Source organism: Bacillus cereus group sp. MG16, from assembly GCF_040459875.1.
GTDB classification, from domain to species: domain Bacteria; phylum Bacillota; class Bacilli; order Bacillales; family Bacillaceae_G; genus Bacillus_A; species Bacillus_A paranthracis.
In genome coordinates, this window is sequence record NZ_JARVHE010000001.1 from 4,686,799 (window position 1) to 4,711,343 (window position 24,545).

Here is a 24,545-nt window from a genome sequence, read left to right on the forward strand (position 1 = left end):
TGAACTATGATGAAATACTTCCTATTAAATACATTTACTGTCCCACTCCTAATTTGATCAAATAGGGCAAGCGCTACATTCTGCAGCTCTATATTTAATACAAAGACGGTCTCTATTATAGAGCTGTAGGATCAATAATGTATAAACAACTCTAAGAAAAGAATATGCAAATCATTTATCTCACCCACTCAAATAGATTTGAGTGGGCTTTTTGTCTACTTTATGAACAAAATGTTTCTTTTAACACTATTATGGAATAATTATACTTTTTCACGTTGACAATAGTGTTGAAGGAGAATATACTAAGCATGTAAGTTGTTTGTGAATAGTTTCACAAATAATGTGAATTTCTTCACATATAATAGATAGGAGTTGTCATTATTATGAGTACTTGGACACAAATTTATGACCCATTAAACAATATTTGGTTATCTGCTCTAATCGCAGCACTTCCAATTTTTTGCTTCATCATTTGTTTAATGGGACTGAAAATGAAAAGTTATATCGCTGGTCTTTACAGTGTGATTGTCGCTATTATTCTTGCTATATTCGTTTATAAAATGCCAGCAACAGTAGCTGTAGCATCTGCCGGATTCGGTATTTTATCCGGATTTTACCCAATTTGTACTATCGTTATCGCAGCAATTTTCCTTTACAAATTAACTGTTAAAACAGAGCAATTCAACATCATTCGTGATAGTATTTCAAGCATTACAAATGATCAACGCTTACAAGTATTATTAATCGCTTATTCTTTCGGTGCTTTCTTAGAAGGCGCAGCTGGTCTAGGGGTTCCAGTTGCTATTACAGCTGCACTACTTGTAGGTATGGGCTTTAATCCATTAAAAGCAGCAGGTATTTGTTTAGTAGCAAACATCGCTGGTGGTGCTATGGGGGCTATGGGTATCCCAGTTACAGTACCAGCACAATTAACTGAGCTAGATGCATTAACTATCGGTCGTCAAACTGTTCTTATTTTACCATTCATCAGTATTGTATTACCTTTCTTACTTGTTTCAATGGTTGATGGAATTAAAGGTATTAAAGAAACTTGGCAAGGTATTCTTGTAAGTGGTGTTTCTTTCGCAATTACTCAGTTCGTTGTAACTTACTTCTTAGGTGCAGAACTTACTAATATTTTCGCAGCCGTTGTAAGTATGGTCTCTCTTGCATTATTCTTACGTGTTTGGCAGCCAAAATCTTCTACTAAAGAAGAAAAACAAGAAGAAAAAGTATCACATACATTCAATCAAATTTTATATGCTTGGTCTCCATTCGTATTCTTAACTGCATTCGTAACAATCTTTAATTTAAAGCCAATTAAAGCTTTATTTGCTCCGGATGGTGCACTAGCAAACTTAGTATTTAACATTCAATTCCCTGGTCTTCATAACGCTGTTATGAAAACTACACCAATTACAAAAGCTGATACACCTTTCGCAGCTGTTTTCAAATTTGATGTATTCTCATCTACAACTACTGCAATCGTATTAGCAATTATCGTTTCACTTATCGTGTACCGCGTAAAAGGTAAAATGGTTAAAGAATTAATGTTTGAAACAATGAAAGAACTAAAAGCTCCAGTATATACAATCTGTAGCGTTATCGCGTTAGCTTACGTAGAAAACTACTCTGGTATGTCATCTACACTTGGACTTGCATTCTCTTCTACTGGTAATGCATTCCCAATTCTTTCTCCAATCTTAGGATGGATCGGCGTATTCATTACAGGATCAGTAGTATCAAGTGGTTCATTATTCGCACCGCTTCAAGCAGTAACTGCAGATCAATTAAACATCGTTCCTTCTACTCTTGTTGCCTTAAACGTAGTAGGTGGTACAATGGCAAAAATGGTTTCACCTCAATCTGTAGCAGTTGCTTGTGCAGCAGTTGGACTAGTTGGTAAAGAATCTGCCCTATTTAAAACAGCAATGAAATACAGTTTAATCTTCTTAGCTATCATTAGCTTACTTCAATTAAACGCTGTATTTAATATCTTTTAAAAATAAAACACCGATCCAAATGGATCGGTGTTTTTTTACATTACATCTTCTTATTCTTTAATAAAGAAGCCCCAGCAATTTCAGGATGCGTCATTTCGAATGGATCTAAAATAATATCCAATTCTTCTTCTGTCAGTACACCATGCTCTAAACATAGCTCCCTAACAGATTTTCCTGTTTCAATTGCTTCACGTGCAATGCGAGATGCTGCTTCATAACCAATATGAGGGTTAACTGCTGTAATAATTCCAACACTTTTCTCAACATATTGCTTCAGCAGTTCTTCATTTGCTGTAATTCCTTTAATACAATATTCACGGAATACACGGAATCCGTTATTCATAATGCTAATAGATTGAATTAAATTAAATACAAGCACCGGCTCCATTACGTTGAGCTCCAGTTGTCCTGCTTCAGACGCTAAGCAAATTGTATGATCATTACCAATTACTTGGAAAGCGACTTGATTAATTACTTCTGCCATAACAGGATTTACTTTACCCGGCATAATAGATGAACCTGGTTGACGAGCTGGTAATTGAATTTCCGCCAATCCAACACGTGGACCAGATGCCATAATACGAAGGTCGTTCGCAATTTTAGACATATTCATCATACATACTTTTAACGCTGCAGATACTTCTGTGTATGCATCTGTATTTTGTGTTGCATCAACTAAATGCTCTGCACCAACAAGTGGGAATCCGCTAAATGTTCGTAAGTGTTTAACCACTTGTTCAATGTAGGTAGGGTTTGCATTTAATCCCGTACCAACAGCTGTCGCCCCCATATTCACTTCATATAAATGTTGGCGAGATTGTTTAATTCTTTTTATATCACGCGCAAGCACTCTGCTATACGCTTCAAATTCTTGTCCAAGACGAATCGGAACAGCATCTTGTAAATGCGTACGTCCCATTTTAATGACGTGATCGAACTCGTTTGCTTTTGCACGGAAAGCAGCATGAAGTTCTTCCATTGTAATAAGAAGTTCTTCTAACATCATAAGAGTTGCAATATGAATTCCCGTTGGGAACGCATCATTCGTTGACTGAGCCATGTTTACATGCGTATTTGGGCTAATTTTTGCATACTCGCCTTTTTCATATCCCATACGTTCTAACGCTCGATTAGCAATTACTTCATTCGTATTCATATTAATAGAAGTTCCAGCACCGCCCTGAATTGGATCTACGATAAATTGATCATGAAATTTCCCATCAACAATTTCTTGCGCTGCCTCTGCAATTTCGTGCCCAATGTCTTTCGCTAAGTAACCAGTATCGATATTTGCAAGTGCCGCCGCTTTTTTCACAATTGCCATTGCCGTAATGAGTGACGGATGGATGCGATATCCTGTAATCGGGAAGTTTTCTACCGCACGTAATGTTTGTACACCATAATAAGCTCTACTTGGTACTTCCTTTTCACCTAAAAAATCTTTTTCTATACGTATATCCTTCGTTGCTATCATTTTCATCACCTATACTTTTCATTCTAAATCCCTATTTAAAAAATTCGCCCTCTAAAAATACGAGTATCATTCAGAAGAATTTTTCAGTGTCCACCTTCACTATATAGTACCTTTTTTGAAAGCACAAACATTTAATTTTCTATATATACCTTTTATAGAAAATCATTCTTCTCCCTTCTTTATTTCCACTCGTTTAATTTGATGCATATCTTTTTCCAGAACTTTAAAAGAAAAGCCGTGTTTTTCAATAATATCTCCTTCAACAACGATTTGCTTTTGTACCATAATCCACCCACCAATTGTATCTACATCATCAGCGATTAAGTGTATGCCAAATAAATCATTTACTTCACTAATAAGCACTTTCCCCTCTACGATTTTACACCCTTCACTTATATGCTCTATAGGCGGGTGTTCATCTTCATCGTATTCATCTCGAATTTCCCCAACAATTTCTTCTAAAATATCTTCTAATGTAACAATCCCAGCTGTACCACCATATTCATCATACAACACAGCTAATGGAATGTGTTTTCTTTGCATTTGTAATAGTAAATCATGAATTGGAATATTTTCTAGCACTTCAATGACCGGCCTTGTATATGGCATAATCGAGCACTCCTCGTCCCGATTACCATCCATATAACGAATAAATAAATCCTTTACATTAACCATTCCAATGATTTCATCTTTATCTTCACCAAATACAGGATACCTCGTATATTTTTCTTGTGCGATTATTTTAATATGTGTTTCAAATGGTTCGTCCTCATATAAACCTACAACTTCCGTACGAGGCACCATAATTTCCTTTGCCACTCTATTATCAAATTCAAAAATATTATTTACATATTTAAATTCCCTTTGATTAATCTCTCCGCTCTCATAACTCTCAGATAAGATTAATCGTAATTCTTCTTCCGAATGAGCAACTTCATGTTCAGAAGCCGGATGTAATCCGAATAACCCTGTTACAAGCCTTGCTGAACCATTTAAAGCCCAAATAAACGGATACATTACTCGGTAAAAATAAATAAGTGGTTTCGATAATAATAAGCTAACTTGCTCTGCTCTTTGTATGGCGAACGTCTTAGGAGCAAGTTCACCAATAACAACATGTAAAAACGTAATAACTGCAAAAGCAATAATAAATGAAACGGTACTTGCAATTGCAGAAGATAGGTGTAGTTTTAAAAACAACGGCTCTAGTAAATGTTTTATAGTCGGCTCGCCTAACCACCCAAGCCCTAAAGCGGTAATGGTAATACCTAACTGACATGCTGATAAATATTCATCTAAATTTGAAGTTACTTTTTTTGCTGCCAATGCTCCTCGTCGTTTCTCACTAACGAGTTGGTCAATACGACTGCTACGCACCTTAATAATTGCAAACTCAACAGCTACAAAAAAACCTGTTAATGCAATAAGAATGACTACCATCAGTAATTTTAAAATATCCACATATATCCTTTAGCTTTCTTAGCTAAAGTGACACCTCCTTTAAAAAAGAAGTTTCACTTTAGTTTCTTCATTTACTCAAAAGCAACCCTATATAAAATTCACCAATTTCAAACCTCATACAATTCTAAAGGTAAACCATCCGGATCTTGGAAAAAAACAAATTTTTTTCCGGTTATTTCATCAATACGTATCGACTCAGTTTCAACACCACATTCGTTTAAATGTTTTACAGCCTCTTCTATATTTGTAACAGCAAATGCTAAATGTCTAAGTCCAGACGCTTCTGGAAAACTCGGGCGCTCAGGCGGACTTGGGAATGAAAATAATTCAATTTGATACTCTCCCCCTACACATAAATCTAATTTATAAGAATCTCGTTCCTTTCTATATACCTCATTTACCTCTTCAAAACCTAATATCCTAGTATAAAAATCTTTTGACACATCATAATTTGAACAAATAATTGCAACGTGGTGTACTCTACATATATTCATACTCTCTCTATTCCTTTCTTTACCAAAGATGCATATTCTCCCTTGAAATGAAAAACATATATAGCAGAATATCTCTATTAGGGGGCTTACTATGAAATTTATTACTTTTTTCGCAGGACTTATCGTTGTTTTCTTCCTTGCTTATATTGCTAGTAACAATAAGAAACATATTAAATTTAAACCTATTTTCATCATGCTTATTATACAGTTAATTTTAACCTATTTGTTATTAAATACAGAAATCGGTCTCATACTTATTCGGGTCATTTCCAGTCTGTTTACAAAGCTACTCGAGTATGCTGCTGATGGTATAAACTTCGTATTTGGCGGCCTTGCCAATAAAGGTGAAATGCCCTTTTTCCTTACTGTCTTATTACCAATTGTCTTCATTTCCGTCTTAATTGGTATACTGCAACATTTCAAAATACTACCATTTTTCATTCGTTGGATCGGTTACTTCCTCAGCAAAATAAATGGTCTTGGGAAATTAGAATCTTACAATGCTATCGCTTCTGCCATTGTTGGCCAATCAGAAGTTTTTATTACGGTCAAAAAACAATTAGCTCAAATTCCAAAACACCGTCTTTATACACTTTGTGCATCTGCTATGTCAACTGTATCTATGTCTATCGTAGGTGCCTATATGACAATGATCGAACCTAAATATGTAGTAACCGCACTCGTTCTCAATTTATTTAGCGGTTTTATTATCGTACTTATCATTAATCCCTACGACGTGAAAGATGACGAAGATATTTTAGAAATAAAAGGCGAAAAGCAAAGCTTTTTTGAAATGCTTGGAGAATACATTCTAGATGGCTTTCGAGTAGCTATCGTTGTCGGTGCTATGCTTATCGGATTCGTCGCATTAATGAGCTGCATTAATGATCTATTCCTCATTATATTCGGCATTACTTTCCAGCAATTAATCGGCTACGTCTTTGCACCAATTGCATTTCTTATCGGTGTACCAAGTTCCGAAATTGTCTCGGCTGGTAGCATTATGGCAACTAAGCTTGTAACGAATGAATTTGTAGCCATGATGGACCTTAGTAAAATTTCTAATAGCCTTTCTCCTCGTACAGTTGGTATTATTTCTGTTTTCCTCGTTTCTTTTGCCAACTTTTCTTCTATCGGCATTATTTCAGGTGCGGTAAAAGGGTTAAACGAAGAACAAGGAAACGTCGTTGCCAGATTTGGCCTTAAATTACTATATGGAGCTACCCTCGTTAGCATTTTATCTGCAATTATCGTAAGCATTATGTTGTAATTAGGTAAAATTTTATCATTTTCTTCTCCCTATCTTTTGTATACAATAACGAATAGATGTCTTTATAAATAATCAAGACATCTATTTTTTATACATGTACAATCGCTTTTATTTAGCGTACAATATTTTTTATGTGTTTAAATGCGCTTCTAGATGTATATACTTTGATAGTTTTAAAGGAGAAAAAATGATGAAATCCGATATGAACAAAGATACTCGAGCCAAAAAAGGACGCTCAAAGAAAAAACGCCTACTTTGGTTCCTGCTTATTCCATTACTGGTTGTAGCACTTGGAGCCGGAGGCTATTCCTTCCATATATACAGTAAAGCAAAGTCTGTGTTAAGTAATGCCTATTCTGAACTGGGCCGTGGGGATAAATCCAGCAAACGTGAAAAAGCCGTTAAACCTATGACTGATAACATTTCTGTACTCATTATGGGAGTTGATGAAAGTGAAATCAGGGACAAAAATTACGGAAAAGCAACTCGTACAGATGCACTATTACTTGCCACAATTAATAAAAACGATAAATCTGTTAAGCTTGTCAGTATTCCACGTGATTCACGTGTATACATTAAATCACGTGATAAATACGATAAAATTACACATGCGCACGTATTCGGTGGTGTAGATAGCACGATTGATACGGTAGAGAACTTTTTAGATGTTCCAGTTGACTACTATGTAAAATTCAACTTTAAATCCTTTATCAAAATTGTCGATTCCCTTGGTGGAATTACTGTAGATGTTCCAGTGGAGTTCACAGAACAAAATAGTAAAGATGAAGCAGATGCTGTTCACCTTAAAAAGGGACGTCAACATTTAAATGGAGAGGAAGCACTGGCACTAGCAAGAACTCGTCATATCGATAGTGATTATATGCGCGGTCAACGACAACAACTTGTTTTAGAAGCTATCGCTCAAAAAGCACTATCACTTAATTCCATTAATAAGATCGGTGGTCTATTAGATGCTGTCGATAAAGACTTAAAAACAAATTTAACTTTTGATGATATGATGACAATTGCAAAAAATTCAATGGATTCCAATTTAAAAATGGACAAAATGCAAGTAGAAGGTACTGATAAATATATAGGTGGTATTTATTATTACGTTCCAAACGAAAAAAGCATCAATACGATTTCGACAACACTACAAGAACATCTCGGTGTTACGAATAAAAATGAACATAAAAAATTATAATAAAAAGGCTGCTAGAACTTTCTAGACAGCCTTTTTATTATAATTTTCAACATATTTTTCGTACACATTGTGACAAAAAGAGACAATTATTACAACAGCGTAACATTTTTTATAAAAACATTACAAACATAGTGAAAATAATAGTATACTAGTACGTACATAATGTTATTTTCATCATTTTTATACAAAAAATGTAATACATATATTTATACAAAAATTTCTGGGGGGAAATAAATGAAGCTAAGTAAAATACTGATCGGTTCTGCAATTGCTGGAGGCATATTACTTTGTGTTGGCGGTGTTGGCGGATATCAATATGTATCCAAACTAAATAATCAATTAGATACTACTGCATTACCCAATACTACATTTGAAGGTATTTCTCTCGATGGAAAAAATAAAAAAGATATTCAAGCTATTATTAATCAAAAAATCACTGAATTAGATCAAAAATCACTTACGTACATATTCCAAAACGATAAACAAACTTACACATGGAAAGATTTAGGGATAAATTATAAAGAAAAAGATATTATCGACAAAATCTTTAAAGAACAAGAAGGCAACGCAATAAATCGTTACAAAATGCGGAAACAAGCTGAGAACGGTGAATTAAAACGTGCCTATAAATTAACACCTCAATTAAATACAACTGCTTATAAAAGCTTTATGAAGGATAAATATAATGAAACATTAAAAAATCCCGTTAATGCTGAATTAAGTATTGAAGGCACTACAGTAAATATTAGCCAGAGCCAAAATGGAGAAAAAATCGATAAAGAAAAGTTAACTGATTTAACGCGGCAAGCCATTACTTCTGGCACATCTGACGTTACATTACCCGTTACACTATTAAAGCCTGAACGTTCTACAGAAGATATACAGAAAATGGGGATTAAAGAAGTAATTGCTGAATATTCAACTCCAATGGCTGGCCGTAATGGGAATCAATCCTTTAACGTAAATAAGTCAGCTAATACTTTAAGTGGAGTGATTGTCGCACCTGATGAAACATTTAGTTTTAATGGCCGCGTTGGCGTAACGGATGCTGCTCATGGTTATAAATCCGCAGCTGTATATTCACAAGGGAAAGTTATACAAAGTGCAGGCGGAGGCGTTTGCCAAGTGAGTAGTACTTTATATAGCGCAGCTTTAAGAGCAGATTTAGGAATTGTTTCTCGAAGCAATCATTCTATGCCCGTAAATTATTTACCACTTGGGCAAGATGCAGCAGTAGCAGATTATGGTCCAGATTTAAAATTTAAAAACAATACAGGCAATCATATTTATATTCAAGCATTTTCAAATGGAGGTAGTATTACTACACGTATTTTCGGCACAAATACTGGTAAAAATGTTGAAGTTTCTTCTCAAGTAATTAGTAGGACTAATGATAAAATAACAGCAGTTACATATAAAAAAGTTACACAAAACGGTGAAGTAATATCTAATGGGCAAATTTCAAAAAGCGTATATAAAAGCGCTCTAAAACAATAAGACACTATTAAACGAACAAATCCCAAAAAGAAAAGGCGTGAATAAGTCACGCCTTTTTCTTTTGCAATAATACTAAAAAGGTTGTAAGGTGGTCTTTCGTTTCTTCTAACGACCACATACGATTTCCTTGCTTCGCAGCTAGTACGCACGCCTCTTCCCAAGCATCCTTTTTCTTCATATATAATAATTCATCACGTAATTTCAAAACAATTTCTTCATCTTCTTGCTCTATAAACTCTTCCATCACGCCTACTATTTCATCTTCATGGATACTTAACGTACAATACGATTTGAAAAAATATTGTAATGTCGTATACATATTTACTCCCCCTTCTTATTTATCAGATGGATAAGAAGTAATGATCTTATATCCTAAATCTCCTGACTTATCTCTCGCTAAAACAGTAACAGTTTTTACTAACTTGTCTTTTACATTCATATTTTTCTTTATTACCGTTTTTCCAACCGGGAATGAATGTGTTGTATTTAATACGAGACGAGCCTCTTTAGAATTTTTTAACCAATCTTGAATTTCCTTATCATGCTGCTTCAAACTATCTTTTACAGCTTTCGTCGCTGTTTCCTTGTCATAGTATGTACTTGCTGCTGATACTTTATCTGTCTTCAAGCGATTCTTCAAATCTTCTTCTGATTTGCCTACATGTCTTTCAATCGTGTGACCATTTTTAGGTGGCCCTTCCATTTCGTCTAAAATATTATCACTAATTTTTTCTACTGATGTCGATTGATTCCCTGTTTGTTTCTCTGTTTTTTGTTCTTTTCCTGCACATCCACTTAAGATCAACATGAGTGCCAATAAACTACTCACGAAAAGACTACTTATTCGTTTCATCATATCACCTCTTTCATGATTATTATCGTAACTTCACTAAAAGTCAATTTCACACCGAAAAAACATATACATTTTTCAAATTCCTCATCTATTTTTCATAAAACCGCTATTTTTGACCTTTTATAAATATACCCCTATGTTTTTATAATTATTTCCCAAGTTTAAATACCTATAAAAACACCAAATAAAACCTTTAAATAAAGGGTTTATTTGGTGTTTTTATAGTCATTGAAATATACCCTTTATCACATATACCCAATACCTATATAAGGTATATTAATGGTGTTTTATCAACGTTTTCTACATTATGTAAATTTGCACTTGCCTATACAATGGAAATATGGTGTAATGCAAAAAAGATAAAGGATTTTAAACAATGGCTGAAACAATTCAAAACTTCTTAACAGACTATTATTCAATCGCAATTCCACTTAGTATCTTAATCAACATAGTCATTAGTCTTTTAGGTGTTATCCCTAGTATTTTTTTGACCGCTATTAACATACAGCTCTTTGGTGTAGCAAATGGAACTATTATTTCGATCGCTGGTGAGGCATTAGGGGCTATTATCTCGTTTTATATTTATCGTATAGGTCTTCAGAAATTCACTCACAGCAAAGTAAATAAGTATCCAAAGGTAGAACGCCTACTTTATGTAGAAGGTAGAGAGGCCTTTCTACTCGTCCTATCGTTCCGCCTCATTCCTTTCATTCCGTCTAGTATCGTGACTTTATTTGCAGCTCTAGGCAAAATGTCATTACTATCCTTCAGTATTGCCAGTACAATAGGTAAAATACCGGCATTATTAATCGAGGTATATTCTGCTTATCATGTCATGAACGGAACAAATGAAGCGAAGTGGATTGTTACAATCGCAGGTTGCATTGGGTTGTATTATTTGTGGAAAAAATGGAGAAAAAAATAAAGAAGGAGCATAGGCTCCTTCTTTATTTTTGAGGTATTTTATTAATAGCTATCCTCTAAAACCTTAGTTGATACCAACAGCACTAAATGATTGCTTAACTGCTGCTACTTCTGCAGAATTCGCACCATATAAATCAGCTGCAGCTTGTACCGCACCAGCACGCGCTTGACTAAATGTAGTAGATTGCGTGAAATATTGTGTGTTTGCACGGTAATAGATTGCACCTAGCTTATCTTTACCGATACCAGTTACAGTTACACCGTAATGCGTACCGCCATTTGCTAATAAATAAGCTTGTTTATTAATGATACCACTGTTTGTATGAACCCCACCGTTATCACTTGAACCCGTGTAACGCTTAGAATAATGATCTGGATCACCATACTTCGTAGGGTCACTCATAGAACGAAGTGCATCTCCTGCTTTACCAGGTGTGTAAATATCTTCACCAATCTCCCAATCTGGGTTACGGTTATCATAGAATTCTACTAAAGTACCAAAGATATCAGAAATCGCTTCATTTAAAGCTCCTGATTCATTTTGATAAATTAAATTAGAACTATTTTCCGTAACCGCATGCGTTAATTCGTGACCAATTACATCAATACCGCCAGATAATGATGTAAACGTTACACCATCACCATCTCCGTAGACCATTTGTGATCCGTTCCAGAATGCATTATTATAATTACTTCCGTAATGAACTGTTGATTTTAACGGCGCTCCTGCATCATTAATAGAATTTCTATTAAATGTAGCTTTATAGTAATCATATGTTTTACCTGCATAGTAATGAGCATCTACTGCCGCTGCATCATACGCTGCATTGAACACATTATCTGCATCTGCCCATAATGTTCCTGGTAATGTTGAGCGATTTTTCGCATCATATGTGAAAATTGTTGCTCCGCGCGTATTATCTTGCAAGTAGTAAGAGGAGCCAGATAACGTTGTATTAATCGACTTCGTATCCCCTAATACACCTTTACCAGTACCTACTTTATTCGTTCCTGTTACAGGCTTTATAACAGCTTTCGCATCCTGTTTAGGAGCATCTTGTTTAACAGGTGACTTATCATCATTCGTCACATGATCGATTGTATTAAACTTATTTAACACTTTACCGCTTTCCGCCTCAATGAAATAGTAGTAATTTCCTGGACTTGGATCTAAGAAGTTTAGATTTACAACGTATGCATATGTTGTTTCTTCACCGTTTTGATATACATATAAGTCCGCTTTTGGTTCTACCTCATATTTAGGTGTAACCCCTAAATCTTTTTGCGCAATTTCAATTGCTTTTGCGCCTTCGATCTTATTTTTATTTTTCAATTTTTCTTTTTTGTCTAAATCAGGCGCAACTGTTCCAGACAATACTTTTAAAGAACCATCTTTACTTACATGAGCTACTTGCGTAGACCCCCATACAGGTACTCCTTCGTATACTTGTTGCAGACGTAATACTGTTGAATCAGTTACAGCATCTTTCTTCACTTGTTTCACTTTGAAAGAATCTTGTGCACTCTTTTCCCCTAACTTATAATCACCTTTTGCCGCGTTTAAGTAATCAAACACAACAGATTCTGCTTGCTTACCAGTTGCTCCAGTTAGATCCCCAGAAATAAACTCCGGTGACTGTACTGTCTCATTGTACTTCTTCGTAGAGAGCACATTTTTAGAATCTGCAAATGCAGAGCCTGTCCCTCCAAACGTTGTAACTGCCATTCCTGTCGCTAACACTAACGCTAAACTTTTCTTTTTCATGAACCTTCCCCCTAATAAATTATTTTTTGAAAAAGAGTAGTTTCATATTAGCATTATGTTTCCACTATTAATATACTAAAAATTCAATTAATTTTTTTCTCAAGTTTTGTAGAATTTTGAGGAACAAATATTGAAAAAACCCCTTTCCGGTTGGAAAGGGGGTTTTTCATTACGATTCAATTGTTTCAACTATTTGTTGTGTTCCTTGCGTCAAAACATCTGGTCTTGATGAATACTGTTCAATAAACTGTGTCAAGAATACAACCCCAATTACCATACCTAAAAACATCAACTTTTTCATATTATTTCTCCTCCCCTTTTTCCAGTAATGAAATAGTTTCTTTATAGTAGCGACTACTCTCTTCGAAGTTACGAATCCCTTCGAAATAATGTGCAATTTCTAAATATACTTGTTTTAAATACACTAAATTACCTTCACTTTTAAAAAATGGTATAGCTTCTAATTCTAGAAATTTCTTATATTCATCCGATGTACGGAAATATTTATATTGTAAAATAATTAATAAATATAATACCCTTTTATGCTTTTCATGGCGCTGAGCAATAGAGATACCTTTTTCTATCCACTGGTTTGCTTCATCCATTTGTTTTAAATGAATGCACTGTAATGCTGTATGATATAAAGTATCTAAGTAATTATCATCTTCATGTTGATGATATTGCAAACTTTTCAAATAATATTCCTTAGCCTTTTCATATTGTTTTTGGTTACCATAGACTTCGGCAATATTACTTAATGCGATACTCATAATTACCTCATTTTCAGAAAACGAACTCGCTTCACGTAAAATACTATTGTACATATCCAAAGCCTCTTTGTACTGCCCTTGCCTTACAAAACAAATTGCAATAATAAATTGACAGTTTATCACATTACGGAATTTATATTCACTACGGAATCCCTCTATTGCAATGTTGGCAAAATGCAGAGCTTTATACGGATTTTCCAAATGACTATACGCTAATGCTAAATTATAATAAATACCATTCTCATGATAATTTAGCTCTTTCGCCATTTTTTCTGTTTCAATTAAACTCTCTAATCCTATCTTCCATTTGTTTTGTAAACAATTCAACAACGAAACATTATATGTGAATAACATTTTTTGAAACGGGGATAATTTTTTATACCCTTTTTTTAATTTATTTAATCTTTCCACTCCGTTATCAATATCACGTTTAATCATAAGATAACGTACATATAATAGCTCATAATAATTCATAATTTCAAAATCCGTTACTTGCTCCATTTGTTCTTGTAAATCAGCATATATTTGCTCAATGCGTTCTCTTTCTAAATGGACGATAGCTTTATGCCAATCCTCCAACTTCCCCTTCACATCTTCTTCTACATCTCTCAAATCCGTCACGGCAATTTCTAATCTTGCGCAGAGCAATTGTAGAATCTCTTCTGATGCTTCAATCTTTCCATTTTCGATTTTACTTAAGTATGAGACAGAACAAATGCCCTGACATAATTCTTCTTGTGTCATTTTTTGCTGTAGCCGTTTGTAAAAGACTTGTTTGCCTATTTTTTCTAATGTTTGTTGCATTGTCCTCCTCCATTCTCATTTACCCCCATTACTTTAATAATACATAAAATCTTGAGAAATATAAATTGATAAATGTTAATTTTCTAAAAAATATGCATTATTTCATTTTTTTCCCTCTTGACTACACCTTCATATCCATTCTTTGCTACAAGCGGTGAAAAATTGGTATACTATAACCAAATTATGGAGGTGGTTTCGCGATGACTTATTATAAAGACGATAGCTATGCCTTACATACAGATTTATATCAAATTAATATGGCTTATACATATTGGAAAGATGGTATTCATAACCGCCGCTCGGTGTTTGATTTATACTTTCGAAAGCTTCCATTCGAGAACGGTTATGCTGTTTTTGCTGGCCTTGAAAAAATTGTAGAGTACATAGAAAACTTCAGCTTTACCGAAAGCGATATCGCTTATTTAGCAGAATTACAATTTGAAGAAGAATTTCTTCAGTATTTACAAAATATGAAATTCACTGGGACGATTCGAAGTATGCAAGAAGGTGAAGTTGTCTTTAATAACGAGCCTTTATTACGTGTCGATGCACCGCTCGGCGAAGCACAAATTATTGAAACCGCCCTGTTAAACATTGTGAATTACCAAACATTAATCGCAACGAAAGCAGCTCGTATGAAGCACGCTGCAAATAACGATGAACTTTTAGAGTTCGGCACAAGACGTGCCCACGAGTTCGATGCAGCCCTTTGGGGTACACGTGCTGCCTTTATCGGTGGTTTCTCATCTACGAGTAACGTACGGGCTGGGAAACGCTTCGGAATACCTGTAGCCGGCACACATGCACACTCTTTCGTTCAAGCATACCGTGATGAATATGTTGCTTTCAAAAAATATGCTGAGACACATAAAAAATGCGTCTTTCTCGTTGATACATATGACACATTAAAATCTGGTGTTCCAAATGCAATTCGCGTGGCAAAAGAGTTCGGGGATCGCATCGATTTTTACGGAATTCGCCTCGATAGTGGTGATATGGCTTATTTATCTAAAAAGGCAAGAAAACTACTAGATGAAGCCGGGTTTACAAATACAAAAATTATTGCTTCTAGCGATTTAGATGAATACACCATTATGCATTTAAAATCTCAAGGAGCAAAAATTGATGTATGGGGCGTTGGAACAAAATTGATTACGTCCTTTGAGCAACCAGCATTAGGGGCTGTTTATAAACTCGTTGCGATTGAAGGTACTGATGGAAAGTTAAATGATACAATTAAAATTTCATCTAACCCGGAAAAAATCACTACTCCAGGACTGAAACGAATTTATCGCATTATCAACCGAGTTAATGATCATGCAGAAGGCGATTATATTGCATTAGATTGTGAAGAACCAGGAAAAGAAGAACGCTTAAAAATGTTTCACCCTGTTCACACGTATATAAGTAAATTTGTAACAAACTTTGAAGCGCGCGAACTGCATAAAGACATTTTCGTTAACGGTGAAAGAACATATGAACTACCTGACATATTGGATATTCAAAAATACAATGAACAGAGTCTCGCGTTATTTTGGGAAGAGTATATGCGAACTTTAAATCCTGAAGAGTACCCTGTCGATTTAAGTCAAGAATGCTGGGATCATAAAATGAATTACATTCAAACTGTTCGAGAACAAGTTGAAAAAAATATACAAAAATAAAACAGAGAAGTTGCTCCTTCTCTGTTTTCTTCAATGCTATATATCTTTGTAAAAAATATATTAAAATAACAAGACAAATATTTTTTATTTGCAAATTTTAATATTACGTTATTTATTTTAAAAATAATATTTGTTATTATTTTATTGAGTCAATTTCAACAGAATAACCTAAAAAGGAGGACGCAGGTTGCGTCCTCTTTTTTATCCCGCATTAACGGGCGGTAAGACCCCCCACCTCAAAATTCAGCAAAAGCAAGGGCGTTAGATGGGGGATCAACTGTCCGTAAAAGCCCGATTGGTGAAGGCTAATAATCAGCGGGGGATGAACCCCCCCACTGATTAAAGTTTCACTTTATAAATCTTTCACTCGTAGTACACGCATTGCATTTAACACTGCCAGTAGTGTTACACCAACATCTGAGAAAACAGCTTCCCACATTGTTGCAATACCGAAAGCACCAAGTAGTAAAACTAATCCTTTTACCCCTAATGCAAAGATAATATTTTGCCACACAATGCGTCGTGTACGTTTTGCAATGTTTACAGCTGTTGCAATTTTTGAAGGCTCATCAGTCATAATAACGATATCTGCCGCTTCAATTGCTGCATCTGATCCTAAACCACCCATCGCAATACCAACATCGGCTCTCGCTAATACCGGTGTATCATTAATACCATCACCAACGAAAGCAACTTTTTCTTTTCCATGCTTTGCTGCATCAATTTTTTCAATCTCTTCTACTTTTTGTTGCGGTAATAGTTCCGCGTGAACTTCATCTAAACCTAATTCTTTACCAACAGCTTCACCAACTGGTTTTGCATCACCAGTTAACATGACTGTCTTCTTAATACCTAGTTCTTTTAACTTTTGAATTGCTTGTTTTGAATCTTCTTTTACCTCATCAGAGATAACAATATAACCTGCATGTTTTCCATCTACAGCAACGTGAACTAATGTACCTACTGTTTCTGGTTGCTTAAATGTAATGTTCTCTTTTCTCATTAATTTAGCATTACCTGCAAAAATTTCTTTTCCTTGTACTTTTACGACTGTACCGTGACCAGAAATTTCGTTATAATCATCGATCATTTTTTCATCAACTGATTTTCCATATGCATTTCGAATCGATTGTGCAATTGGATGGTTAGAATACACTTCAGCAAATGCTGCATACTCTAATAATTCTTCATTTGTAATACCTTCGCTCGGTTCCATTTTTGTAACTTTGAAGACACCTTTTGTTAATGTGCCTGTTTTATCAAAAACAATATATTTCACATCATTTAAAGCTTCTAAATAGTTACTCCCTTTTACTAACACACCACTTTTAGATGCACCACCGATACCTCCAAAGAATCCAAGAGGAATAGATACAACTAACGCACACGGACAAGAAATTACTAAGAACACTAAAGCTCTATAAATCCAATCCGAGAATGTAGCTCCTTCTAAAATAAGTGGTGGAATAAACGCCATGATCGCTGCTGTAATTACTACAACTGGAGTGTAGTAACGCGCGAACTTCGTAATAAAGTTTTCTGTTGGCGCTTTTTTACTGCTTGCATTTTGAACTAAATCTAAAATTTTTGATACAGTTGATTCACCAAATTCTTTTGTAACTTCAATTGTTAATACACCATTTTGGTTCACAAAACCACTTAATACATCATTTCCAATTTCAACTTCACGTGGTACAGATTCACCAGTCAATGCTGAAGTATCTACCATTGATGTTCCTTCAACTACTTTTCCGTCTAACGGTACTTTCTCACCAGGTTTCACGATAATATAATCGCCGATTTGTACATCTTCTGGTGATACTTGTTTCGTTTCATTTCCAATCTTTACATTCGCGTAATCAGGACGAATATCCATTAATGAAGTAATTGATTTTCGAGAACGGTTTACCGCAATACTTTGGAATAGTTCTCCTACTTGATAGAATAACATTACTGCAACCGCTTCTGGGTATTGTTGAATTGCGAAAGCTCCTAGTGTTGCAATTGCCATTAAGAAGTTCTCATCAAACACTTGGCCACGAGTTATGTTTCTTACTGCTCTCCAAACGATATCTCCACCAATTAATACATACGCAAGGACGAATAACGGAATTGTGATCATTTGTGGTAAGCCAGCTAATGCAGCAATTGCTGTCAAAATTCCGCCAACCACTAATCGTCCTACCATCTTTTTCACATTTGCTTCACCATGATCATGACTATGTCCATGGTCATGACCACCCTTTTCTTCACGAAGAACTTTCACATCTGGTTCTAACTTTTGAACGACATTTGTTATATTGGCTACAGTCGCTTCTAATTCTCTTTTATTCGCTACCTCAACTCGTAACTTCTTTGATACGAAATCAACAGTTGCTGTTGAAACAGTCGGCATTTCTTTCACTTTATTTTCAATCTTCATCGCACAATTTGCGCAATCTAAACCTTCTAATATAAATACTTCTTTTGCTACTTTTGTGCTTTTTTCTTCTTGCACTTTAATGTGCGGTTCTAATTTTGTAACGAGTTGTTTTGCTTCTGTAACAACTTCGTTTTCTTTATTTTGTTCTGTCTCTAAAACCATTGTTTTTGTTGCAAAATTTACAGAGCAAGAATTTACTCCTTCTATATTCCCAACGCCTTTTTCAATTTTCATTGCACAGTTTGCACAATCTAAACCTTCTAACATCAGTTTCTTTTTCACTAATGCTTCAGCCATCGTTCTCCCTCCTCGCGTTCTATTTATTCTTCCTCGTTTACGTGTTCAAACGCTTGCTCGAAGATATGAATTACGTGTTGGTCAGCTAACGAATAATAAACGACCTTTCCTTCTTTACGATTCTTTACAAGTTTCGCTTGCTTTAACACACGAAGCTGATGTGAAATAGATGATTGTGTCATTCCTAATAAATACGCTAAATCACAAACACACATTTCAGCCTCAAATAACGCATGTAATATTCTTGTACGTGTACGATCGCCTAATACTTTAAATAATTCTGCTACTTTACTTAAACTTTCATCCGTTGGAATTGTTTGTTTTACTTGATCAACAACTTCTTCATGAATTATCGTTTGAGAACATGTCTCTTGTGGTGTTTCTACTTTATTTCCAGCCATTATAGCTCACCTCTTTATTTGAACATATGAACAATCATTCATATATCTTATACCTTTATAATATGAGCGTCCATTCATATGTGTCAATGAAATCTCATACATTTTTTTGAACATTTCGTTCACATTTTAAAAAGATCTACACATATTTTCCGCATCCATTACATTCTCATACAAAAAAGAATATACACTTTACACAAAAGAAAAAGCCTTGCGCGTTCCCTAGACGCACAAGGCTTACTATACTTATATCCCTTTTAACTAAGCTTTTAATTAGCTTGTTCTAAATTATCCTGCGAACTTCCATCGTCTTTTAAATGACTATGCTTTTTCGAATAAACAAAGTATACAACTACTCCAATTGCTAACCAAATACCGAAGTAGATCCATGTTGTTAATGGTAGGTTAAACATTAAGAATAGACAACATGCGATTGAAATAAGCGGTAGCGTTGGTACAAGTGGTACCATAAAGCCACGTTTTAAGTTCGGATGTGTTTTACGAAGAATAATAACTGACACACCTACCATCGCAAATGTTAACAATGCTCCAATATTCGCTAAATTCGACAATTCTTTTAAATCGATAAATCCAGCAATTAAAGCACTACCAATACCTGTTAACCAAGTTGAGAATACTGGTGCTTCTGTCTTTTTATTAATTTTCGCAAATGATTTTGGTAATAAACCATCACGGCTCATCGCGAAGAATACACGTGTTGTTGCATAAATGTAAGCAAAGATTACAGCCATAATACCAATTACAGCTCCAACTGCGATTACACCCGCTACTTTATCTTGTCCTACAACTTCTAACACATATGCCATAGCTTCTGGTACATCTAATTCTTTATAAGAAACCATACCTGTCATAACGAGACATACTACAACATAAATAATTGTACAAATAACTAACGAAGCAATAATACCAATCGGTAAATCACGTTGTGGATTTTTTACTTCTTCAGCAGAAGTTGCTAATGCATCAAATCCTAAGAAAGCAAAGAATACTGCTGCTCCGCCGGCAAAGATTCCGCTAATACCGTATGGTGCAAATGGTGTCCAGTTTTCTGGTTGTACGTAGAACGCACCAACTGCAATGAATAAAATAACAATACCAATTTTAATTAATACCATTATGTTATTCACACGCTTACTTTCTTTCGTACCTCTTGATAGTAACCAAGTTAAAACTAATGTAATGACTACTGCTGGTAAATTCACGATCCCACCCTGTGATGGAATCTTTAACAACTCTGTTGGAATTTCTAATCCGAATCCACTCACTAAGTTATTAAAATAACCTGTCCATCCACCTGCTACTGCGGCAGTTGTTACGACATATACAGATAGTAATGTCCATCCCATTAGATGGGCAATAAACTCACCAATTGTCGCATATGAATATGTGTACACACTACCTGAAACCGGAAGTGTAGATGCAACTTCTGCATAACACAACGCTGCAAATCCACAAACAATCGCTGCAATCATGAATGAAAAGATAACTGCTGGACCAGCATCTCTTGCTGCTACTAATCCTGTTAATACTAGTACTCCTGTACCAATTATCGCACCAATCCCTAGCATTGTTAGGTCAAATGCCCCTAGCGTTTTCGTTAAAGTTTTACTTTTACTTTCCCCTAACAATTGCGTAACGGATTTCTTTTTAAATAGGTTGGCCACGATGTATGCCCCCTTTTGCCAAGAAGAGCTAAGAGATATTCACTCTTAGCTCTTATCATGTTGGTTTATATATTGTTCGATTTTGTTTTGTATAATGCTTGTATTAGCAAGATACTGTTTCTGCTTCTAATAATTCTTTAGCACCTTTGTACTCTACACCGTGAGCTTCTGCAACTGCTTCGAATGTTACATAGCCATCTAATGTGTTAATACCTTTTAGTAATGCAGAGTTGCCTAGGCAAGCTTCTTTGTAGCCTTTGTTAGCAATTTGTACTGCGTATGGTACTGTTACGTTTGTTAATGCAAGAGTTGATGTACGTGGAACCGCACCTGGCATGTTTGCAACTGCATAATGAACAACGCCGTGTTTTTCGTAAGTTGGGTTATCATGAGTTGTAATACGGTCAGTTGTTTCGAAAATACCACCTTGGTCAATCGCGATATCTACAACAACAGAACCTGGTTCCATTGATTTAATCATTTCTTCTGTTACAAGTTTTGGCGCTTTTGCACCTGGGATTAATACTGCACCAATTACAAGATCAGATTCTTTTACAGCTTCTGCAATATTGTACGGATTAGACATTAAAGTTTTTACTTGGTTTCCGAAAATGTCATCTAATTGACGAAGACGTTCTGCACTTAAGTCGATGATTGTTACATCCGCACCTAGTCCAACTGCAATTTTAGCAGCATTTGTACCAGCTTGTCCACCACCGATGATTGTTACTTTACCACGTTTAACCCCTGGAACACCTGCAAGTAAAATTCCTTTACCGCCTTTGTTCTTCTCAAGGAATTGTGCACCAATTTGTGCAGCCATACGACCAGCTACTTCACTCATAGGTGCAAGTAATGGTAGAGAACGGTTTTCTAATTGTACTGTTTCATATGCAATAGAAACAACTTTCTTTTCGATTAATGCTTTTGTTAATTCTGGTTCTGGAGCTAAGTGTAAGTATGTGAATAAAATTAAACCTTCGCTGAAGTGTTTGTATTCGCTTTCAATTGGTTCCTTAACTTTCATAACCATTTCCATGTTCCAAGCTTCTTCAGCTGTATCAACAATTTTCGCTCCTGCTTCAACATACTGAGCATCTGTGAAACCAGATCCTAAACCTGCACCCTTTTGAATGAATACTTCGTGATTGTTACGAATTAAATGTACAACACCTGCTGGTGTCATTGCCACACGGTTTTCGTTGTTTTTAATTTCTGCTGGTACCCCAATACGCATAATGAAATGCCCCCTTATAATTAACAGAAAAAAGAAAGTCTTTTTTCTTTTTGTAATAATTAATAACTTATGTCCTTATTCTAGCATAACTTAAAAGTTATGAAAACGCTAACATACTATATTTTTAAAGTTTATATATTTAGAATAGTGTAAATATATGAAACATTGATTCTATTAGCCTCTTTGTTCCATCTCATTATCTATCACTCTATTTTTATTATACTCCTTTAAAATAAGCAGCAATCATTTGTTATTCGACAATAATGTAACAATGTAAGAAATACCAATGATGCCGTATACATATACAGTTACAAGTTTAAACAATACTTTAGAGATATATTCTTTCCCCAAAAAAACAGCTGCTAGCATTTAACTAGCAGCTGGATAACTTATAAATAACTTGGAAAATAAATCATCTGTTGTTTCCGTAATTTTATCAAACAGATCACTTTCTTCCTCTTCTTGCACTTTTAACATCTTAATTGTTTCACGTGCCGATTCAGGATAATCGGTAATGATACCATCTACGTTCAATTTATAATATCCCTTTAAACTTTCCATATCATTTACCGTCCATACGTAAATTGGTTTATTTAACTTCCTTGCTTCTTTTACTAATTTCTTATTTAACATGTATTCTTCCGCTACATAAAAATCAGCCTTTACATTCTTTAAGTGAGCTCTACTTGCATATAATATATATCCTACTTTTATATTTGGATTTGCACGCTTAAACTCTTTTATAAGCGGGTAATGTAACGTTTGAATAACACATTGCTTCTCAAATTCATTATCTTTAATCGTTTTTAATACTTTGTTTACAAAGTCTTTTTCGCCCCCATGAAGCTTCACTTCAATATTGAGTTTGATTTTACCCTTTGCCAACTTAATGATTTCATCCAGCGTACTGATTTGTCCTGAAAAACCATCTTGACTAAGGGTAAGCTGCCTTAACTCTTCCATCGTTAAATCCGAAACATGAACATTAGCATTGGCAAGACGTTTCAACTTCAAATCATGTATAACTGCTAGTTCACCGTCTTTCGTTTGTAGTACATCAATTTCAGCGTAGTCTGCTTTCGCATCAATAGCTCCCTGCACAGCTTCTTTCGTATTTTCTACACCTTTTGAAATATAACCGCGATGAGCCATAATAATCGGTTCTTTATATGTGTTTGTAATAAAGGTCACAATGAAAGCAACAACCATTCCCGCCGTAATAATTCCTACAATATATACACCAATAAATTTCCAACGATGTTTTTGGAAGAAACATTTATCTGCCTTCGTCTTTGAATAATCTAATCCTTCTTCTAATAAAACATCTTCGACTGGAACCTTTTGTAAATACAATCTTGTTAACGCCATAATATAGAACGGCGTCATAATAAAGCTAAATAGATACAATGTACTTGTTAGGAAAACTGAAATAGTTGACTCTGCTAGTAGTGCAAATGTCCCTTCTGGGTTTGTAAATTCATATACTCCCCACAGACAAAGTAAATAAACTCCTACACATAAAAGAAAAACAATTCCTACAGATATGAAAAAACCTACTAAAAAGAACAAAACTTTAAAGAAGCTTTCTTTTACTAAGTTTGCGCTTTTGCGTGCTGCCGTACGGAACGGCTTCTCCTCTAAAACGATAATAGGTAAAACAAAAATCCAACGAAGGTTCAAATAGGCAACTACAGCAAAGAAAGTATAATATCCAACTTGCCCCATTGTTGTCTTAAATAGTTCGCCTGTAATAAAATTAGGAATTTGAATTTCAGGAATCAATGCAGATTTATATCCCATACTTAATAGTGGTAATAGTACAACTGCATACAAAACAAAGCCAGGTAAGCAATATGTAAACAGAGAAGGTAAATACGTTACTGTTTTATATAAAATTGGACGTAATCTCACCTTTTGCCTTTTATGAGCGAAGTACGAAATGATAATAAGTACTGCAAACTCTGTAAAGATCAGGAACAATGCCAATATAGATAAAATTACGATCGCCAAAATTCCGTATGGTGTTTTCAAAAATGCTAATAACTCGTCATTTGTTGCGTTTGCATACCCACCAAAGTACAACAACTTATTGAAAATAATACCAAAAAGTGGGATAAACACAATCGCTGCTAACAATTTATAAGCAAGTTGGAATGTTAACACATTCCAAAAGGCAAATCTAACAGTTTGAAAGGAATGTCTCATTACTCCTGGTATAGATAGTCTTTTACGGTGTTGCATATATTCCTCCACATTCTAAAACGATATTTGAGATGGATTCCACATTTCCATTTCTAACCCATCCCTTTAATAATAATATATT

General features: G+C 34.9%; 19 protein-coding genes. 6 read left to right on the plus strand and 13 right to left on the minus strand.

The annotated features are described in order from the left end of the window. The first annotated feature begins 383 nt into the window (after nucleotides 1-383). A complete protein-coding gene (locus QCI73_RS24460) occupies nucleotides 384-2,003 on the plus strand; it encodes an L-lactate permease (RefSeq protein WP_353823930.1) in 1,620 nt (539 codons plus the stop codon). A 40-nt stretch (nucleotides 2,004-2,043) separates the two neighbouring features. Here QCI73_RS24460 and aspA read toward each other — a convergent pair whose 3' ends face one another. The 3 genes from aspA to gloA2 all read right to left on the minus strand — a co-directional run bounded on the left by aspA (nucleotide 2,044) and on the right by gloA2 (nucleotide 5,432). After that, nucleotides 2,044-3,477 (minus strand): aspartate ammonia-lyase, encoded by a 1,434-nt coding sequence (gene aspA / locus QCI73_RS24465; protein WP_000562151.1) that lies wholly within the window; start codon nucleotides 3,475-3,477, stop codon nucleotides 2,044-2,046. A 162-nt stretch (nucleotides 3,478-3,639) separates the two neighbouring features. Further along, nucleotides 3,640-4,938 carry a hemolysin family protein gene (locus tag QCI73_RS24470; protein ID WP_353823931.1) on the minus strand — a complete coding sequence of 433 codons (1,299 nt, stop codon included), beginning with the start codon at nucleotides 4,936-4,938 and terminating at the stop codon, nucleotides 3,640-3,642. Between the two features lie 107 nt (nucleotides 4,939-5,045). Then, entirely contained in the window at nucleotides 5,046-5,432 is a 387-nt protein-coding gene (gene gloA2, locus QCI73_RS24475; RefSeq protein WP_001017665.1) for an SMU1112c/YaeR family gloxylase I-like metalloprotein, read from the minus strand. Between the two features lie 91 nt (nucleotides 5,433-5,523). Here gloA2 and QCI73_RS24480 point away from each other — a divergent pair, with 91 nt between their 5' ends. The 3 genes from QCI73_RS24480 (at nucleotide 5,524) to QCI73_RS24490 (ending at nucleotide 9,403) form a co-directional block, all read left to right on the plus strand. Then, nucleotides 5,524-6,702 carry a NupC/NupG family nucleoside CNT transporter gene (locus tag QCI73_RS24480; protein WP_000668834.1) on the plus strand — a complete coding sequence of 393 codons (1,179 nt, stop codon included), beginning with the start codon at nucleotides 5,524-5,526 and terminating at the stop codon, nucleotides 6,700-6,702. Nucleotides 6,703-6,889: 187 nt separating this feature from the next. Continuing rightward, nucleotides 6,890-7,906 carry an LCP family protein gene (locus QCI73_RS24485; protein ID WP_070805194.1) on the plus strand — a complete coding sequence of 339 codons (1,017 nt, stop codon included), beginning with the start codon at nucleotides 6,890-6,892 and terminating at the stop codon, nucleotides 7,904-7,906. A gap of 234 nt (nucleotides 7,907-8,140) precedes the next feature. Next, entirely contained in the window at nucleotides 8,141-9,403 is a 1,263-nt protein-coding gene (locus QCI73_RS24490) for a VanW family protein (RefSeq protein WP_353823932.1), read from the plus strand. A 46-nt stretch (nucleotides 9,404-9,449) separates the two neighbouring features. On the opposite strand, the gene QCI73_RS24495 is transcribed toward QCI73_RS24490, so the two are convergent. Next, a complete protein-coding gene (locus tag QCI73_RS24495; protein WP_070805192.1) occupies nucleotides 9,450-9,722 on the minus strand; it encodes a hypothetical protein in 273 nt (90 codons plus the stop codon). A 15-nt stretch (nucleotides 9,723-9,737) separates the two neighbouring features. Further along, nucleotides 9,738-10,256 (minus strand): RNase A-like domain-containing lipoprotein, encoded by a 519-nt coding sequence (locus tag QCI73_RS24500; protein ID WP_070805191.1) that lies wholly within the window; start codon nucleotides 10,254-10,256, stop codon nucleotides 9,738-9,740. A gap of 376 nt (nucleotides 10,257-10,632) precedes the next feature. Here QCI73_RS24500 and QCI73_RS24505 point away from each other — a divergent pair, with 376 nt between their 5' ends. Then, the gene (locus QCI73_RS24505) at nucleotides 10,633-11,181 is read left to right on the plus strand and encodes a TVP38/TMEM64 family protein (RefSeq protein ID WP_262725662.1); all 549 of its coding nucleotides are present in this window, start codon (nucleotides 10,633-10,635) and stop codon (nucleotides 11,179-11,181) included. A 63-nt stretch (nucleotides 11,182-11,244) separates the two neighbouring features. Here the strand turns inward: QCI73_RS24505 and QCI73_RS24510 are convergent, their stop codons facing one another. From QCI73_RS24510 to QCI73_RS24520, 3 genes are all read right to left on the minus strand, one after another. Then, nucleotides 11,245-12,945, minus strand: a complete 1,701-nt coding sequence (locus QCI73_RS24510) for a M4 family metallopeptidase (protein ID WP_327923662.1) — start codon at nucleotides 12,943-12,945, stop codon at nucleotides 11,245-11,247. A 169-nt stretch (nucleotides 12,946-13,114) separates the two neighbouring features. Continuing rightward, nucleotides 13,115-13,246, minus strand: a complete 132-nt coding sequence (locus QCI73_RS24515; protein ID WP_000735750.1) for an NprX family peptide pheromone — start codon at nucleotides 13,244-13,246, stop codon at nucleotides 13,115-13,117. A gap of 1 nt (nucleotide 13,247) precedes the next feature. Beyond that, the gene (locus tag QCI73_RS24520) at nucleotides 13,248-14,519 is read right to left on the minus strand and encodes a tetratricopeptide repeat protein (protein ID WP_061131298.1); all 1,272 of its coding nucleotides are present in this window, start codon (nucleotides 14,517-14,519) and stop codon (nucleotides 13,248-13,250) included. A gap of 200 nt (nucleotides 14,520-14,719) precedes the next feature. Between QCI73_RS24520 and QCI73_RS24525 the strand changes: the two genes are divergently transcribed. Continuing rightward, nucleotides 14,720-16,183: a nicotinate phosphoribosyltransferase gene (locus QCI73_RS24525; protein WP_353823933.1), complete on the plus strand. Its 1,464-nt coding sequence runs from the start codon at nucleotides 14,720-14,722 to the stop codon at nucleotides 16,181-16,183. A 352-nt stretch (nucleotides 16,184-16,535) separates the two neighbouring features. On the opposite strand, the gene QCI73_RS24530 is transcribed toward QCI73_RS24525, so the two are convergent. From QCI73_RS24530 to QCI73_RS24550, 5 genes are all read right to left on the minus strand, one after another. Beyond that, nucleotides 16,536-18,902, minus strand: coding sequence for a heavy metal translocating P-type ATPase (locus QCI73_RS24530; protein ID WP_353823934.1), 2,367 nt, complete (start codon nucleotides 18,900-18,902; stop codon nucleotides 16,536-16,538). A 23-nt stretch (nucleotides 18,903-18,925) separates the two neighbouring features. Then, on the minus strand, nucleotides 18,926-19,303 hold the full coding sequence (locus QCI73_RS24535; RefSeq protein WP_000918377.1) for an ArsR/SmtB family transcription factor: 378 nt from the start codon (nucleotides 19,301-19,303) through the stop codon (nucleotides 18,926-18,928). 266 nt (nucleotides 19,304-19,569) lie between these two features. Beyond that, on the minus strand, nucleotides 19,570-20,985 hold the full coding sequence (locus tag QCI73_RS24540) for an amino acid permease (protein WP_001284877.1): 1,416 nt from the start codon (nucleotides 20,983-20,985) through the stop codon (nucleotides 19,570-19,572). Between the two features lie 103 nt (nucleotides 20,986-21,088). Then, a complete protein-coding gene (gene ald, locus QCI73_RS24545; RefSeq protein ID WP_001219742.1) occupies nucleotides 21,089-22,222 on the minus strand; it encodes an alanine dehydrogenase in 1,134 nt (377 codons plus the stop codon). Nucleotides 22,223-22,591: 369 nt separating this feature from the next. After that, complete coding sequence (locus QCI73_RS24550) at nucleotides 22,592-24,463, minus strand: glycerophosphoryl diester phosphodiesterase membrane domain-containing protein (RefSeq protein ID WP_353823935.1); 1,872 nt, start codon at nucleotides 24,461-24,463, stop codon at nucleotides 22,592-22,594. Nucleotides 24,464-24,545 lie beyond the last annotated feature (82 nt).

Coding starts and splice junctions, on each gene's coding strand:
- QCI73_RS24460 (WP_353823930.1), top strand. CDS start 384: ATGAGTACTTGGACACAAATTTATGACCCATTAAACAATATTTGGTTA.
- aspA (WP_000562151.1), bottom strand. CDS start 3,477: ATGATAGCAACGAAGGATATACGTATAGAAAAAGATTTTTTAGGTGAA.
- gloA2 (WP_001017665.1), bottom strand. CDS start 5,432: ATGAATATATGTAGAGTACACCACGTTGCAATTATTTGTTCAAATTAT.
- QCI73_RS24480 (WP_000668834.1), top strand. CDS start 5,524: ATGAAATTTATTACTTTTTTCGCAGGACTTATCGTTGTTTTCTTCCTT.
- QCI73_RS24485 (WP_070805194.1), top strand. CDS start 6,890: ATGATGAAATCCGATATGAACAAAGATACTCGAGCCAAAAAAGGACGC.
- QCI73_RS24490 (WP_353823932.1), top strand. CDS start 8,141: ATGAAGCTAAGTAAAATACTGATCGGTTCTGCAATTGCTGGAGGCATA.
- QCI73_RS24495 (WP_070805192.1), bottom strand. CDS start 9,722: ATGTATACGACATTACAATATTTTTTCAAATCGTATTGTACGTTAAGT.
- QCI73_RS24500 (WP_070805191.1), bottom strand. CDS start 10,256: ATGAAACGAATAAGTAGTCTTTTCGTGAGTAGTTTATTGGCACTCATG.
- QCI73_RS24505 (WP_262725662.1), top strand. CDS start 10,633: ATGGCTGAAACAATTCAAAACTTCTTAACAGACTATTATTCAATCGCA.
- QCI73_RS24510 (WP_327923662.1), bottom strand. CDS start 12,945: ATGAAAAAGAAAAGTTTAGCGTTAGTGTTAGCGACAGGAATGGCAGTT.
- QCI73_RS24515 (WP_000735750.1), bottom strand. CDS start 13,246: ATGAAAAAGTTGATGTTTTTAGGTATGGTAATTGGGGTTGTATTCTTG.
- QCI73_RS24520 (WP_061131298.1), bottom strand. CDS start 14,519: ATGCAACAAACATTAGAAAAAATAGGCAAACAAGTCTTTTACAAACGG.
- QCI73_RS24525 (WP_353823933.1), top strand. CDS start 14,720: ATGACTTATTATAAAGACGATAGCTATGCCTTACATACAGATTTATAT.
- QCI73_RS24530 (WP_353823934.1), bottom strand. CDS start 18,902: ATGGCTGAAGCATTAGTGAAAAAGAAACTGATGTTAGAAGGTTTAGAT.
- QCI73_RS24535 (WP_000918377.1), bottom strand. CDS start 19,303: ATGGCTGGAAATAAAGTAGAAACACCACAAGAGACATGTTCTCAAACG.
- ald (WP_001219742.1), bottom strand. CDS start 22,222: ATGCGTATTGGGGTACCAGCAGAAATTAAAAACAACGAAAACCGTGTG.
- QCI73_RS24550 (WP_353823935.1), bottom strand. CDS start 24,463: ATGCAACACCGTAAAAGACTATCTATACCAGGAGTAATGAGACATTCC.